8 protein-coding genes are annotated in these 14546 nt (G+C 59.4%); 3 read left to right on the plus strand and 5 right to left on the minus strand.

The genetic code is table 11. The features are described from left to right. Position 1 precedes the first annotated feature (1 nt). Positions 2-694, minus strand: coding sequence for a DUF502 domain-containing protein (locus tag SMD27_RS09715; RefSeq protein WP_320508169.1), 693 nt, complete (start codon positions 692-694; stop codon positions 2-4). 190 nt (positions 695-884) lie between these two features. Between SMD27_RS09715 and SMD27_RS09720 the strand changes: the two genes are divergently transcribed. Continuing rightward, positions 885-1772 carry a tetratricopeptide repeat protein gene (locus SMD27_RS09720; RefSeq protein ID WP_320508170.1) on the plus strand — a complete coding sequence of 296 codons (888 nt, stop codon included), beginning with the start codon at positions 885-887 and terminating at the stop codon, positions 1770-1772. Between the two features lie 16 nt (positions 1773-1788). Here the strand turns inward: SMD27_RS09720 and SMD27_RS09725 are convergent, their stop codons facing one another. Both SMD27_RS09725 and SMD27_RS09730 read right to left on the minus strand, forming a co-directional pair. Then, a complete protein-coding gene (locus tag SMD27_RS09725) occupies positions 1789-2370 on the minus strand; it encodes a hypothetical protein (protein ID WP_320508171.1) in 582 nt (193 codons plus the stop codon). Between the two features lie 129 nt (positions 2371-2499). Next, entirely contained in the window at positions 2500-3690 is a 1191-nt protein-coding gene (locus SMD27_RS09730; protein WP_320508172.1) for a D-alanyl-D-alanine carboxypeptidase family protein, read from the minus strand. A 192-nt stretch (positions 3691-3882) separates the two neighbouring features. Here SMD27_RS09730 and SMD27_RS09735 point away from each other — a divergent pair, with 192 nt between their 5' ends. After that, positions 3883-5649 (plus strand): tetratricopeptide repeat protein, encoded by a 1767-nt coding sequence (locus SMD27_RS09735; protein ID WP_320508173.1) that lies wholly within the window; start codon positions 3883-3885, stop codon positions 5647-5649. Positions 5650-5702: 53 nt separating this feature from the next. Here the strand turns inward: SMD27_RS09735 and pbpC are convergent, their stop codons facing one another. After that, positions 5703-7817: a penicillin-binding protein 1C gene (gene pbpC, locus SMD27_RS09740; RefSeq protein WP_320508174.1), complete on the minus strand. Its 2115-nt coding sequence runs from the start codon at positions 7815-7817 to the stop codon at positions 5703-5705. After that, positions 7814-13054: an alpha-2-macroglobulin gene (locus SMD27_RS09745; protein WP_320508175.1), complete on the minus strand. Its 5241-nt coding sequence runs from the start codon at positions 13052-13054 to the stop codon at positions 7814-7816. The genes pbpC and SMD27_RS09745 overlap by 4 nt, the downstream gene beginning before the upstream one ends. A 260-nt stretch (positions 13055-13314) precedes the next feature. Between SMD27_RS09745 and SMD27_RS09750 the strand changes: the two genes are divergently transcribed. Further along, complete coding sequence (locus tag SMD27_RS09750) at positions 13315-14538, plus strand: mitochondrial fission ELM1 family protein (protein WP_320508176.1); 1224 nt, start codon at positions 13315-13317, stop codon at positions 14536-14538. Positions 14539-14546 lie beyond the last annotated feature (8 nt).

Consider the following 14546-nt stretch of genomic DNA (forward strand, 5'->3'; position numbering starts at 1 on the left):
ACTATTTGATCGAAACGCCGTTCGCTGCTTTCTCTGTCGGTGTAATGATGCCACCGGAAATGACCAGCTTGAGGCCGTCTTCCACCGACATCTTCAGGCGTTTGATCTCCGCCACCGGGACAAAGAGCAGGAATCCCGAAGTGGGATTTGGTGTCGTCGGCACGAAGATGTTGATCAGATCATCCTCCAGAAGCTCTTTGACCTCGCCTTGCGTAGTGCCGGTGATGAAGCCGATGGTCCAGCAATCCCGGCGCGGATATTCGACCAGAACCACCTCGCGGAATGCCGCCGATTTGGTGGCGAAGACCGTTTCCACAATTTGCTTGATGGCGCTGTAGATGCTGCGGATGATCGGCAGCCGATTGAGGATACCTTCAATGAGGTGGCGAAAGAACCGTCCCAGGAACCCGGCGGTAATGGCCCCGATAAAGGTCAGGGCGATGACGGCGACGATCAGGCCAAGCCCCGGTACGCCGAAGGGAAGATAGGTTGCGGGATTGTATTGCGGCGGGAGCACGCTGAAGACGCGCTGATCGACGAAGGTGATGACCAGCCAGGTCAGATAAATCGTCAGGCCGATCGGCGCGGTTATCAGGATGCCAGCCAGAAAGTACGTCCGCAGCCTTGCGCCCAGTGTAAAGTGGATACCTCGGCGATGCGGTTCCGTCGGTGTTTCGCCCGTATTCTCAGACATATCCGCCCTTTCGCCAGTCAGTCTGCGCCGTGATGCCGTTTGGCTCCCAGTTCGCCATAAGCGGCCACCGAAGCTGGCGCATTTACGGATCAGGCGTCAAGCCAATGATCTTCCGCCCAGTGCCTTGCAGCTAACACCCAGTTATTGCAAGGTGCCGCCATGTGAGTTCCGTGGCGTGGAGGCCGCAAAGTTGACGAGTCGCGTTTATCCGTGGGCACTCTCAGCTGCCCTGGCCTTAGCCGGTTTGGGCTTGCTTGGCGCGCAAACTGTTGTCTTGCCTGCTTTTGCACAATCGACTGGCGCGACAGCCTCGCAGGTTTTGCCAAATGAAGCGGCGAGCCGGGCCTTCAATCTGGGAGATTACCAAACCGCGCGCCAGCTCTGGGAACGACTGGCAGCGGCCAATGACCCCGAGGCAATCAACAATCTCGGCATCCTCTATCAGAAAGGCCTTGGCGTCGAACAGGATGCCGAAAAGGCACAGATGCTTTACCTCCGTGCGGCAAATCTTGGATTCACGAATGCTCAGGTCAATCTAGCGAACCTCTATTTCAACGGCGAGGGCGTCAAGGAAGACCTAACCGAGGCGGCGCGCTGGTATACGGCCGCGGCGCGCGGCGGGCATCTTCGGGCACAGTATTATCTGGCCCAGATGTATGATCACGGCGACGGGGTGAAAGAGGACCATAATACAGCCCTGAAATGGTATGTCAGCGCGGCCGATAGCGGCCTGCCGGAAGCAAAATATGTCGTCGGCCGTATGCTCCTGACTGGCGATGGTTTGAAGCAGGACCAGGCGAAGTCGCTGCCCTATCTGCTGGATGCCGCAACGGCTGGTGTGTCTCAGGCGCGGGCTCTGCTTGGTCAAGCTTATGCGGATGGACTTGGCACCGAGCAGAATCTGATCGAAGCCTATATCTGGCTAAGCCTTGCTCTTGATAATTTGCCGCCCGGCCAGGCACAGCAGAAAGCCTTCAAAACCCTGCGCAGGGTCGAAGCCGACATGTCTCAGGATGAAACTGCGGCCGCGAAGCGCCTGTTGGCCAGAAAAGACGCGCGACGGAGCCAGACGCAATAGCAGCCGCAACAAGCTGCTAATAAGTCGCACTGCCCCATTTCGCTTGCATACGGCTGAGCGTGTCAGGGATGGAGATCAAGCCTTCGGTATCGGCATCGAAGGTTCGGCTGTAAAGAATGTACAGTCGAACGACCGCGCGAGCCTGTGCCGATCTGCTCGTGCCATAATAGTCACCGTAAAATCCCCACGGGCCGTGTGGACCGAAGCCGCGATAGCCATAAGGCCGATAAGCATACATCGGGGCCGGATAATAAACCGGTCTGGTCGAGACCTGGACGTCGCTGTCGCGTTGCTCCTTCTCCACCTTGAAAGCCGCAAAACCCTGCTGCTGGCCAATCTGTGCGGCACGCCAGAGAGCGAGATCGTAGGTCTTGTCGAGTTCTCCCTTCAAGCGGCTGTCATCGCGCGGGTTGTTTGCGCTCACGTAGCGGAACGGGCCGGTATAGGTGATCGTCGTACGGTTTTCGACGATCGGCTGCTCGCTATAACCAAAGGGGCCATTGCTGCCCAATGGCGCCATTGCCGGCTTGGGCGGAGCCGAGGTACAGCCGGCTGCCAGGAGAACAAGAAAAGTGGCAATAAGACGGATACCGGTCATGGTATGTCGCAATGGCTATTTCGCATTTGGGCGGCCGTTTAGCGCTGACGTTATTCTATCATAAGAGGGCTTAGGTTGTGCCACGACGCATCAATGCGGCGGCCGATCAAGATCATGTGACGCCTTTTGTCAGCGCCAGACAGCTTGTGGGTTTTTGAGAACCTGCGGACTGAGGGCCAAGCAATAGGCGTTATTTTCCCACATTGCCTTGCAGGCTCTCCCGGCATCGGCTTGCGCCAGACCGACGAGGAGTGCGCTGTAGCGGGATGTCCCTTCATAGTCGCGGCGAATAATGGCGGGCTTACCCTTCGTCGCCAAAGCGGTTGGAAGTCTCTTGCGGGCTGCACTCACCGCCGCCTGCGCTCTCTTCTGATCGTTGAAGGAACCGAAGACGATTCCCCAACCGCTGACCCGGGGAACGGTTGTCGTCGATGTACCGCCGGCGATAACTGCCTGGTCGCAATCGCCTCCTTTCAACCGGATCGGCGGTGGTGCGTCAGAAGCATCGAGCTTTAAGGATATATCCTGCAACATAGGCAGATCACTCGTGGACCGAGCGAATCCCTTGTTTAGCAAGGCAACCATCTGGCTCGCCCGTTCACCCCGATTACCACCACCAAGAAGGACGCCGACCAGACGGCGGTTTCCCTGTCGTGCGGAAGCAACCAAATTGTAGCCCGATCCGCAAGTGAAGCCGGTCTTCAGGCCATCGGCACCGCGGTAACTGACCAGGATGCCATTCACGGTCGGCAGTGTGCGGCCGGCAATGCTGACGCTTTTATCGCCGAAGAAATGATATTGATCCGGGAAATCATGAATGAGCGCCAAGGCCAGTCGCGCCATGTCGGCGGCAGTCGTCACCTGCTCATTGTCGGGTAAGCCGGTTGCATTGCGGAAGACGGTCCGGCTCATGCCCAAATCTCGCGCCATTTCTGTCATACGTTGCGCGAAAGCGGCTTCGGTTCCGGCGATCTGTTCGGCGATGGCGGCGGCGGCGTCATTGGCCGAGGCGACGATGGTGGCGGAAATGGCTTGGCTCAGGGTGATCTTCTGGCCCTTCCGAAAGCCGAACTTGACCGGCGACTGGCCGGCCGCCGTCGCGGAAATCGTTACCGGCTCCTCGAGCCGATGCTGACCCGCCTTGATCTCGGAAAAGGCGATATAGACGGTCATCATCTTGGTTAAGGAGGCCGGGTACCAGAGCGCATTGGGCGAGTCGGCCTCAAGGACCTGTCCGCTATCCGCGTCGACCACCAGGCTGACACTACTTGCGGCATACCCCGGTAACGGCGTTAGAATGCCCAGAATCAGGGCGGCCATGAAAATGGCCGGGGGAAGAAGCCCGGACCAAAGCGGAAAAGTGCAAAAATGGCGCAAAAGCCTGGGGTTCATGCTAGCCTCTGGGCCCTAACCATAGGCCATCTTGCACTCGGCCGCCATGGTTGGATGCAAAATCGCCACTTATTTCCCTTAATAGGGATAAGAGCCATATCGCATGTTGAGAGGAAGAGAGTGAAGATTATTACTCGGGCAGCGCTGCTCACATTTTTGACCGCTTGCGCCGCAAGTCCGGCTTGGGCCGGCTTCCAGGAAGGTGCTGATGCCTATAATCAGGGCGACTATCAAACCGCCCTGAATGAATGGATGACGGCCGCCAATGCGGGAGATCCCCAGGCGCAAAATGCGATCGGCGCCTTATATGACCATGGTCTTGGTGTTCTGGAAGATACGGCGGAAGCTTTCCGCTGGTACTCCATGGCTGCCCAGCAGAATTATCCTTTGGCCATGCGCAATTTGGGCAGCATGTATGCCGCCGGCCGTGGCGTGCCTTATAGCCTGCAACAGGCGCAGCTATGGTTGGGTAAAGCAGCTGCGGCCGGCGATCAGATCGCCGTCTCGCGCTTGTCGGCTCTCCCGCCCGTTTCCAATGCGCCGGGCGATCCGGTGAAAAAGCCTTTATTCCCAGGTCAAGCGGCGGCGCCTACGGCGGCCCCGAGCACGACGGCCGATGGCTTTGGTTCGAATGCCGGATCAGCCAATCTGCTGTCGGCGTTGGACAGCAAGGCAGCTGCCGCTGCGGCCGCCGCGAATCAACCCACAGAAAAAGGCCAATCCGCTGCGGCCTCGTCGGCGACATCGGATATGGCAGTAGCCGAAGTGGCCTCCGCTCCGGCAGAAGCCTCCGAGGCCCCCGCTCCGGCTGCCGATCCTGTTCCGGAAGTGCAAAGCAGTACGGCGGAAAGCCAACCGGCAGTGTCTGCCGCCAGCGAGGCGACGTCATCCAGCGAGACGCCATCATCCGACCGAACGAAGCCCCTGGTTTTCCCGCCGGTTGCCTCGTCGAGCGGAGCCGATTCTACCACCCCGGAAACCGATCCCGCTGTCGCCACATTGCAGCAGGCGTCGGTTGCGGCCGAGACAAAGACCGGGAATTGGCTGCTCGGGCAATGGCAAGGCCCCTCGCTTGGCTGCCCGCCCGACGGCGGTATGGAGTTTCTGGCCGGCGAGACGCGCAGCTATTTGAATGGACGTATCGCCGTCACGCTGAAGGCGAACTATGTGTTGCAAGGCGACCGGATCATCGTCAGCAATCCGGGTGCTGAAGGCAGTTATACTTACCGTCTCATCAGTGCGGACAGCTTCAGTATCGAATCGGCGCCGCCGATCATGCCGGCCTCGATCATCGGCGCGGTGTATAAGCGGTGCGGTGCTCCGCCCGCCGCCACACCGTCTGCACAGGCCGTGCCTGCTCCTACCCCGACGAAGTCTGTTCCTGCCTCGACGACATTGTCCGCGAACGCGGCCGGTGAAATCGACACACCCAAAGCCGATGATGCCAAAACAGCCGATGTGAAGTCCGGATGGGATGCGTTCGAGAAAGGCGATTACAAGCAGGCGCTCGCCATCTGGGAGCCGCAGGCGGAAAAAGGCGATCCCAATCTCCAGCTCCTGGTTGGCTCCATGTACGACTACGGCCAGGGCGTAACGACGGATAAGAAAGAAGCCCTCAAGTGGTATCTGATGGCGGCCCAGCAAGGTTCTGGCCGGGGGCAATATGCTGCCGGCACGCTGCTCGGCCGCGGTGGCGACGGCGTCCAACCCAATCTGGTCGAGGCTTATAAGTGGCTTACCTTGGCCAGCCGGTCCTTGGCGGCCCAGCCGGGACAAGTGACCCCCAGCCATGCTTTGCAGTTGCGTCGCGAAATCGCCCGCCAAATGAGCAAGGCTGATATTGCCAAAGCTGAAACACTGGCCGGCGACTTCCATACGCAAGGCTAGACCTATATGACCGGCAGTAACGCGCAAACGACGTTACTGCCGGTTGTCGCTTCTTATTGCAGCCAGACCGACGCGCTGGCGCTATTCCCTTCCCGGTCGATCACCGTAACCCGCACAGCGCCATTGCCATCCGGTTGCCATTCCGTCTGCCGGCGGTAAGGCAAGGCCTCCACCGGATGGCCATTGACCAGCCAGCGCAACGGCATGGCGCCACCGCTGGCGCGCAGGACAAGCGGTTCAGTTTTTCCATTCTCCCGCTGCATCTCGACGGTGGCACCGTCGATCGGAAATTGCAGCTTGAGATCCGACTGATGTTCCTGGGCGGCTGCGGCCAATTGCGCCGCGCTTTGGTAACGCCGGAGATTTGCCGGCAAGCCGAGCGTGTCGCTCAAAATGACGCCGGACGGTGCTCTATTCGGCAAGGCGCATCGTGCCGCCGGCAATTGATCGAAGGCTTCAAAAAGGATAGGTGCTGCCGTATCGCGCCCCATGCGGTCGGGCGAGAAACTGCCATCGGGCCGGCCAACCCAGACACCGATGGTGTATCGCTCATTGTAGCCAACGGCCCAAGCATCGCGGTAGCCGTATGACGTTCCGGTCTTATAGGCAACGCGGGTAGCATCGCGGCGGTTGCTGCCCGCGAGCCAGCTGGGCGGTGGCGGCGTGTCGTTCAAAATTTGCGTGAGATAGTAAGCTGCCACCGGCGAGAACAATGTCTCGCCGTCATCTGTCGTCATCGTTATTGCCGGTTGAAGGTGCAGCGGCTTGACCTGTCCCTGATTTGCGAGGCCGGCATAAAGGGTAACAAGATTCTCTAATGAAATGCCGACCCCGCCCAAGGCAATCGGCAGTCCGGGCGTCGTGGCCTCGGGCGGAAGCTGCAAGGTGATTCGGACATCGTGCAGCCGCTGCACGAAACGCGCCGGCCCGATACGGTCCAGCAGCGCCACGGCGGGCAGGTTTCTTGAACTCTGCAATGCCTCACGAGCGGTCAGGTCGCCACGAAACAAATTGTCGAAATTCTGCGGCGCATAATCGCCGAAGCGCATGGGAATGTCCTGCATGACCGTTTCCGGATGGATCAGCAGGTCATCGAAGCCCATGCCGTAAATGAACGGCTTCAAGGCTGATCCTGGCGAACGGGTGGCCGTCACCATGTCATTCTGTCCAAAACGCTGATCGGCAAAAAAGTCACTGGAACCGATATAGGCACGCACGTCCCGTGTATCGTTCTCGACGACCAGCGCGGCGATCGAGGCTGCGGGCTCCAGCAAGCGTTGATGGCGGGCGACGAGCAATTGCAGGCGACGTTGCAGATCGGCATCAAGCGTCGTTTCGATCGTGCCACCCGTCTGCTGGCGATCCTGCCCGATCAATCGCTGCGCCAGATGGGGCGCATCGATCGGTGCCGGCCGGCGCCGCGTTGGGACCGCTTCGCTCAGGGCTGCCCGGTAGGCCGGTTCGTCGATGACGCCGGCAGACAAAAGACGCTGCAAAATCTTGTCACGGCCATGTCGTGCCGCCGCCAGATTGCGGTCGGGTCGTTGACGTTCCGGTGATTGCGGCAGCGCGACCAGCAATGCCGCTTCGGCATCGGTAAGATGTTTCGGTTCCTTGCCGAAATAAGCGAGGCTCGCCGCGCGGATACCTTCCAGATTGCCGCCATAAGGTGCGAGGCTCATATAGAAGCCAAGAATCTCATCCGACTTGTAATGCCATTGCAGTTGCACGGCACGGGCCATCTCGATCAGTTTTGCCGGCACCGTCCGCAGCCGTGGCTCCAGCAGCCGGGCGACCTGCATGGTGAGTGTCGAGGCGCCGGAGACTGTGTGACCAGCTTGCAGGGCCTGCCCGATCGCCCGGAATAGTGCCAAAGGATCGACACCTGGATGATGGCCGAAGCGACGATCTTCATAGGCAATGAGGAAGCGCTCGAACTTTGGATCGACTGCGCCCCGGTCCACCGGATAGCGCCAGATACCGCCGGGCGTGGTGAACGCCCGCAGCACGCTGCCATCCTCCGCTTCCACCACGGTCGATTGTTGGGACAGGCCGGACAGATCGGGGGGATAGATCCAATCCAACAAGACGGCAGCCAGAAGAAGCAGGCAGGCAGATCCCCCAAGGATCCGCCCTACCCGCTGCAAAACTGCTTTGCCGTCTGTCACGGCGCTGCGATCTCCATATGACCGACCGTCCCTCGCGCACGGAATTCCGGTTTGTACATGTCCTCAACGATGACAGGGGGAACCTTGTACTTGCCCGGCGACACGACGCGGGTGAGATAAGCGAAGGTAAAGTCACGGTCGTTCGAGCTGGAATGATCAGCATCGGCCATGTCGAAAGCTGCGACATATCGGTCGTCGCGATATTCTTCATAGTCCGGGGTGCTTAGGCTTGGTAGCCAGGCATATTCAGCCGTTTGCCGCCGGTCGGCGAGCCGCGCATTTTCAATTTCCAGCCCGGCCGGCAACAGATCCACCACCATCGACTGGTGATTGGCCCTGTCGGTGATTTGGCCTTTGATCACCACCACGAGCAGGTCGTTCTGCTTCAACTGGCCAAGATCGGCTGGCTTGCCGTCCTGCAGGAAGTAGCCGCGCTCGATCGAATAGCCATTGCTGCTGGCCGGCTGATCTTTTTGCAGTATGCCGGTCGATGTGGCGCGGGCATAGATAACGCCCTGTCCTGCATTGGCAACGGCAAAGCCCTGCCGCAGATTCTCCGTATTGAGAAGGCGCGTATACGGGCGGCTCTGCCGCACGGTTTCGGCACCGCCGATCTTCAGGTCGACCTGCTGCGCACCACTGCTGGCGGTGCTGGCGGCGAGCAACAGCCACGCCTGCTCCTGCGTACTGAGATATTTACGGCCGTTCTGCAAAGCTGCCAGGCGGTCAAGCAAGACAGCCGGTTGCTGATCTGACAGCATCTGCTCGGCCATGCCGCTTTCCCTCAGCAGCGAAATGGTCGCCGCCAAGTCGCGCAGTGGGGAGCCGTAATCCCACCACACATCACTGCGCTTGCCGATTTGACTCAGGGCGATCTTGAACCCTTCAGCGGCGCGGCCCTGATCGCCGCTCACTGCCAGCGCCGCGGAAAGCTGGGCGATCGGTAGGGTCGGCGCGCTGTCCTTGTAGGTATCGAAAATATAGCGCAGATCGCTGAGGTTTGCCTGCCTCGCCGCCGTCAAGACATACAGCGCATAGGCCTTGGCCGGCAGGCTGACCGTGTAACGCTGCCAGGCATCGCCGATATCCTGGCGCACGATCTGCCGCAAGCCGTTCAGGCCGTTGGCATAAGCGCTGTCGGGCACTTTGAAACCTTTGTCCCGGGCGCGGGTCAGAAAATCCATAGCATAGGCCGACAGCCAGGGTTCCGCCGGACCGCTGCTGCTCCAGAGTGAAAACTGCCCGTCGAAACGCTGCCGGTCGATGATGCGCGCGACGGCGCGCTGCACCTGATCCGCATCGATCTTCTCATAGCGGTTTTCCAGGTCCCAGGCTTTCGCGACCTCGCTGGTGAAGAGCAGCGGGAAAGCAATGCTGGTCGTCTGTTCCAGGCAGCCATAGGGATAATGTTCCAAAGACTGCAGCACGGTCTGCACATCCAGATTGGGTGTCGTGCTGAACGATGTGCGGATCAGGCCCGTACCGGGCAGGTAGGCGTCCAACGCCGCTGCCGGCACATCCAGCCTCTCACCGGGCTTCAATGTCGCGACGCGGCTCTCGGTGATCGGCGGTTGGGCCGGCCGGACCGGAACCGAGACTTTCCGTTCCCGATGATAACCGCCAGGTCCATCGATGGTCAGCGTGATTTCACCGCTGCCGACACGGTTGCCGAGCATGGCAATGCGACGCGAGGTGGTTGCGCCTTTCGCCAGATCGGTTGTGAAGGACGCGCCGTCCGGGGCAAGCTGGACATCGTTCTCCGCGTGCAGCGCTACTGAATATTGTCCGGCGACGCCGTCCAGATTCTGTAACGACAGTGACAAAGCGCTCTGGTCACCGGGCGCCAGGAAGCGCGGCGTCGAGATTTCCGCCACAATCGGATCGCGCACCACGAGCCCGGCTTCGGCCGAGCCGATATTCCGCTCGTCATAGGCAATCGCCATCAGGCGGAGGCGGCCGTTATAGTCGGGTATGTCAAGACCGACGATCGCCTTGCCGTCCTTGTCTACCGTGACCGGGCCGGAGAAGAGCGCGACGAGCTTGATTTCCGGCGGCGCACCGCGCTGGCGCATATCGCCATCGCCGCCTTCGCGAATCTGCCCGCGCCGACCAACCTTGCCATCGATCAATTGGCCGTAGAGATCGCGGACCTCCAGGCCGAGCCGTCGCTTGCCGAGATAGAAGTTCACGGGATCGGGCGTTGCGAAATCGGTCAGTTGCAGGATGCCTTCATCGACCGCCGCCAAGGTCAGCATGGCGGTGCCACTCGAGATATTGCCGATGGTGACTGGCAGGTCGATATGCTGGCGCGGCAAAACCTTATCCGGCACGGTCATGGAAATCAGCAATTGGCGCGGCTTTGGATCGATGCCGAGCCAGGTCACGCCGATTGCCCGCCCAGGACCGCGTTCGGCTTTTTCACCGGGCCGAAAGGCGCTGGCCAAAACATAGGCGCCGGCCCCCCACTCCCCATTCACCGAAAGGCGAACGGTCTTGCCCTCCTTGGGCACCGTGACGATCCGTTTTTCGATGACATGATCGGTCGCGATGGTGAGCAGCACCTCGCCGTCGAAAGGCGGCCGGATCATGACATCCGCGGTATCGCCCGGCTGATAGACGGGCTTGTCGGCCGTCAGCGTCAGCTTGTCCGGTGTCTCCGCGGTACCTGGTTTCGCGCTCCAGCCGGCATGGAAGCGGACGGATGCCGCACTGCCGCTGACGGGGTCGAAGACTTCAAGCCGGTAATTGCCCCAATCGACAGCTGCCTGGACCGTCCCCGGCTTATCGGCCGGTACGGTCACCGAACCGGTGGTGACCGATCCGTCACTGACCGTCACGGCATAATCCCAACTGCCATTGGTGAAATACCAGTTGTAGTCCCAGTTCTCCTTGACGAGGCGGTATTGCAGATCAGGCTTGGCGACGGTCTTGCCGTCCTTGTCCAGCGCGATCACTTCGAAACCGGCGGTACTACCTTCCGCGGCTTCACTATCCGCAAAACCAGGCTTGATCCCGAGCGCCACGCCGTCGCGGCGGATCGGCAGAGACACGCTCTTGATGACCGGGCGGCCACCGAATTCGTAGACTTCCACGCGCAGATTTGCCGCCAATGGCGATTGCACATCGGGCAGATCCGCCAATTGGATCGGCAATCGGACACGGCCCTCCGCATCGGTCTGCTGATCCGCCAAGGCGATCCGCTTTGCCTCGACGTCTTCATCGGCGAGACCAAACTGATAGCCGGAATAAGCCGGAAATGGTTTGGGATCACGGCCGACCAGAATATCAGCCTTGGTGACAAGACCGGCGGCCGGAGCGCCATAGAGGAACTTCGCCGTTACATCGATGGCGCTGTTCTGGCCTGGCGTCAGCGTATCGCTCTCGGGTTTGCCGGCAACTTCAATCCGCGCCGGCACAACATCCTCGACCAGGAAAGTCGTCGTGGCGACCGGCCGTCCTTTGGGATCAATATAGGCTTCTACAGTCCAGGAGCCGGTGCGCGCCGTATCGGCAATTTCCATGTCCTGCTGGAAGCCGCCCATTTTGTCTTTAAGATTGTCGTAGCGCTGCGCTTCGATGCCGTCCGGTCGTAGTAGCCGAAGGGATATCGGCAAGCCTGTGATGGCTTTGGCCGTCGAATCGCGCAGCAGCGCGGAGAGATGCACGGTCTCGCCCGGACGATAAACACCACGATCGGTATAGAAGAAGAGATCCGCCTCGCCTGGCGAGGCGCGCCCGCTGACGCCGCGATCACTGAGGTCATAAGCAGCGCGGGTGAGATCGAGGAAACTGAAATCGCTGTCCTTGGTACGCAGCGCCATGACGGCAGTCGCGGTCCGCCCGCCCTCACCGCGTAGCAAGCCCGGATCGAAATGCGCAAAGCCGCTGCGATCCGTCTCGGCCTTGGCTAGAATTTCGTTGTTCCGCGCCAGGAGGCGAACTTCGACCCTATCGATCGACGTTGCATCGGCCAAAGAGCGCACGAAGACGGAGAGGCCGTCGCTGCCGGAAAATGTTGTGAGGCCGAGATCGGATACGACCAGCCATTGCGTGGCATAGGCATCCCAATAGGACCGACTATCCTGATCCTGCCCGTCCTCTTCTCCGCTGCGATACGGTCTCGCCATGAGAACATAGATGCCGGGTTCCGGCTTGGAGATTACCCCGCTGATTGGAATGGAGGTTGCCTGACGGGCATTCTTCTCCATGGCAATATCCATGGAGCCCTGCCAAACCTCCTCACCGCTTTCATTGGCGATCCGCCGGCCGTCATATTCATAGAGATTGGCCAGAAAGCGCCGTTCGTTCAGCGTCTCGACCAGGTTACGGTCATTGATCCGCAGCAGCTTCAATTTCACCCGCTCGACATTGACCGTGTAAAGCGGAACGCCCGTTGAACCGACGCGTGGCAAGACATAAGCCTGATTGCGGAAGCCGACCGAAGGCTCGCGGTCACCGATGGAAACCTCGATCTTTTCATCGCTCTCTAATCGGCCGCTAATGGCGGCGGGCAAGCCGCGAAGCATGCTGATCTCATAGGATTGGCTATAGGCAAGCCCGTCGATGCACAATGTGTCGCCCTGCGTCTGGAAAGAAAGCCGCGCTTCCGGTGTCACCCGCACGTAATCTTCATAGCGCAGTTGCGTCGTGCTGCGCAGCGACCGGTCGAACTCGACACAGGCGCGAGCCCGGTCACCACTTCCCGCCGTCGAATTCCCGACGATATGAAATGCCAGCCGTGCGCTGAGCCGATGGAGACCATCGCTGGCTTCCGGATCGGCGGTCAAAGCTGCAGCCTGTTCAAAAGCCGTCAGAGCCTCGGCATCGCGATCAGCCTTCTCAAGGTTACGCGCGACCCGGAGCAACTGAGTGCCACGTTGTTGCGGCGCGACGGCCTGTTGACTTGCGATCATGGCGGCATAAACCGCATCCAGATCCGGCCCTAGACGCTCATTCGCAACGGCGAGCGAATCCCAAATCTCGTAACGGTATTCACCCAGCTTGATCAGTCGTCGGGCGATTTCGGTTACCGCTGCCCAGTTCTTCTGCTCCATCGAGGCTGACAGATTTGCCAACAATTTCTGCGGGTCGCGCTCGCCGTCTGGCAAACGTTCGCTGACAATGGCGTCACGATACTCGCCGGCCGCGCCTTCGACGGCAGATAGATCGGTCGCGCGAGCAGAGAAGGAAAAGATGCAGCAGCATAGGAAAAATAGAACTCGGGCGAATACAATCATAGCAAACCAGCCAGTTGAAATAATGACGGTTTAATTGTGGGACGGTGTGAAGAAAGGGCAGTCGGTCCTCATGGGCGAGATCACCAAGTTGGTGGAGAAGTACAACAAATTCCGGGAAAGTTGTGGTGCATGTCACAATTTTGTTATTATTCTTGGCCGGCTTGGTTGATCTTCTACCTTTGATACCCCAACTACGATACTAAGAAGCGATTGCGCTTTCATTATGTTCTCCGCGTGTCGCCAAGATGAATTGGATCAGGATGCAGGGCAGTAAGGCTGTAGATGCGGAGGGAGTTGGACTGCCGTCGGAGCGAGCAGGCTACTCTTCTTTGCCGCCTGTTCCACGTATCTGGTTGCTCCTAGGAGAACGTTACGGCGACAATGCTCAGGTGCTTGCGCTCGGTAAAACGCTCAGCCAAGACTTCGGGTGGCCGAGCGAGATCAAGCAGATTTTTTACGACGCGAACTGCGATGTGTCGTTTCGGGAGCGCGGCGCGTCTTTGGTCGGTGTAGACAAAAACCGTACCAAGCCGCTTACCCCACCCTGGCCTGACATTGTCATCGCGATTGGAAAATCGTCAGCGTCGGTCGTGCGGTGGATTAAGGAGCAGACCTGCGATCATGCCATCAGTGTTCAGCTCGGCCGGCCGCGTACCGCTTATCATCATTTCGATCTTTTGGTGACGACGCCACAGTTCAGCATGCCGCCCGGCGACAATGTGATTCGATTGTCGATGCCGATTACATTGCACGATGAAAAAAAACTCGCTGCAGAAGCGGAACTTTGGCAGCAGCATTTCGCACATTTGCCAAAACCTTGGACCGCTGTTCTGGTCGGCGGCGACACGGCGCAACTCAGTTTTGACCAGGATGATGCGCAGAACCTGGTCGATCAGATGTCCGACTATCAGAGACAGGTTGGCGGTTCGTTATTGGTGACGACCAGTCCGCGGACACCTGCGGATGTTGCTGACATCCTGCAAGGGAAGATGCCAAATCCGCATTTCTTCTTCCGCTGGGCCAAGGATGTCCCCAATCCCTATTACGGTTTTCTTGCGTTGGCTGATAATTTCATCGTTACGAATGACAGCGTCACGATGATCGCGGAGGCAGCAGACCGGGCGAAGCCGACTTATATATATACCTTGCCGCGGCGCGAGCTGGGATCGACTACGTGGCTCAATACCGTTGGCCGGTGGCTGCGGCTACGTCGAGAGCGACGCAAAAATATCGGTAGCCGGCGCGACATGATCGATCGTTTGTTCGATTCGATGACACATAACGGCGTTCTTCGTCCGCGGAATAACGTCGATTGGTTTGAAGCGACACTTTATGGTCAAGGAATTGCCCGGCCCCTGGGGCGCGAGACCTTCAGGTCTTGGACAACGGAACGCGTGACGGAAATCGAGCGGCGGATCGTAACCGATCGAATTCGTGTTTTGTGGGAACGGCGCGTCCTGTCATCCTCGGCAGTTGCAAGTTAAACCAGTCT

This window comes from Dongia soli (assembly GCF_034044715.1).
GTDB classification, from domain to species: domain Bacteria; phylum Pseudomonadota; class Alphaproteobacteria; order Dongiales; family Dongiaceae; genus Dongia_B; species Dongia_B soli.

Excerpts from the sequence above, each read along its gene's own strand:
- SMD27_RS09715 (WP_320508169.1), bottom strand. The coding sequence starts at position 694 with ATGTCTGAGAATACGGGCGAAACACCGACGGAACCGCATCGCCGAGGT.
- SMD27_RS09725 (WP_320508171.1), bottom strand. The coding sequence starts at position 2,370 with ATGACCGGTATCCGTCTTATTGCCACTTTTCTTGTTCTCCTGGCAGCC.
- SMD27_RS09730 (WP_320508172.1), bottom strand. The coding sequence starts at position 3,690 with ATGGCCGCCCTGATTCTGGGCATTCTAACGCCGTTACCGGGGTATGCC.
- SMD27_RS09745 (WP_320508175.1), bottom strand. The coding sequence starts at position 13,054 with ATGATTGTATTCGCCCGAGTTCTATTTTTCCTATGCTGCTGCATCTTT.
- SMD27_RS09750 (WP_320508176.1), top strand. The coding sequence starts at position 13,315 with ATGCAGGGCAGTAAGGCTGTAGATGCGGAGGGAGTTGGACTGCCGTCG.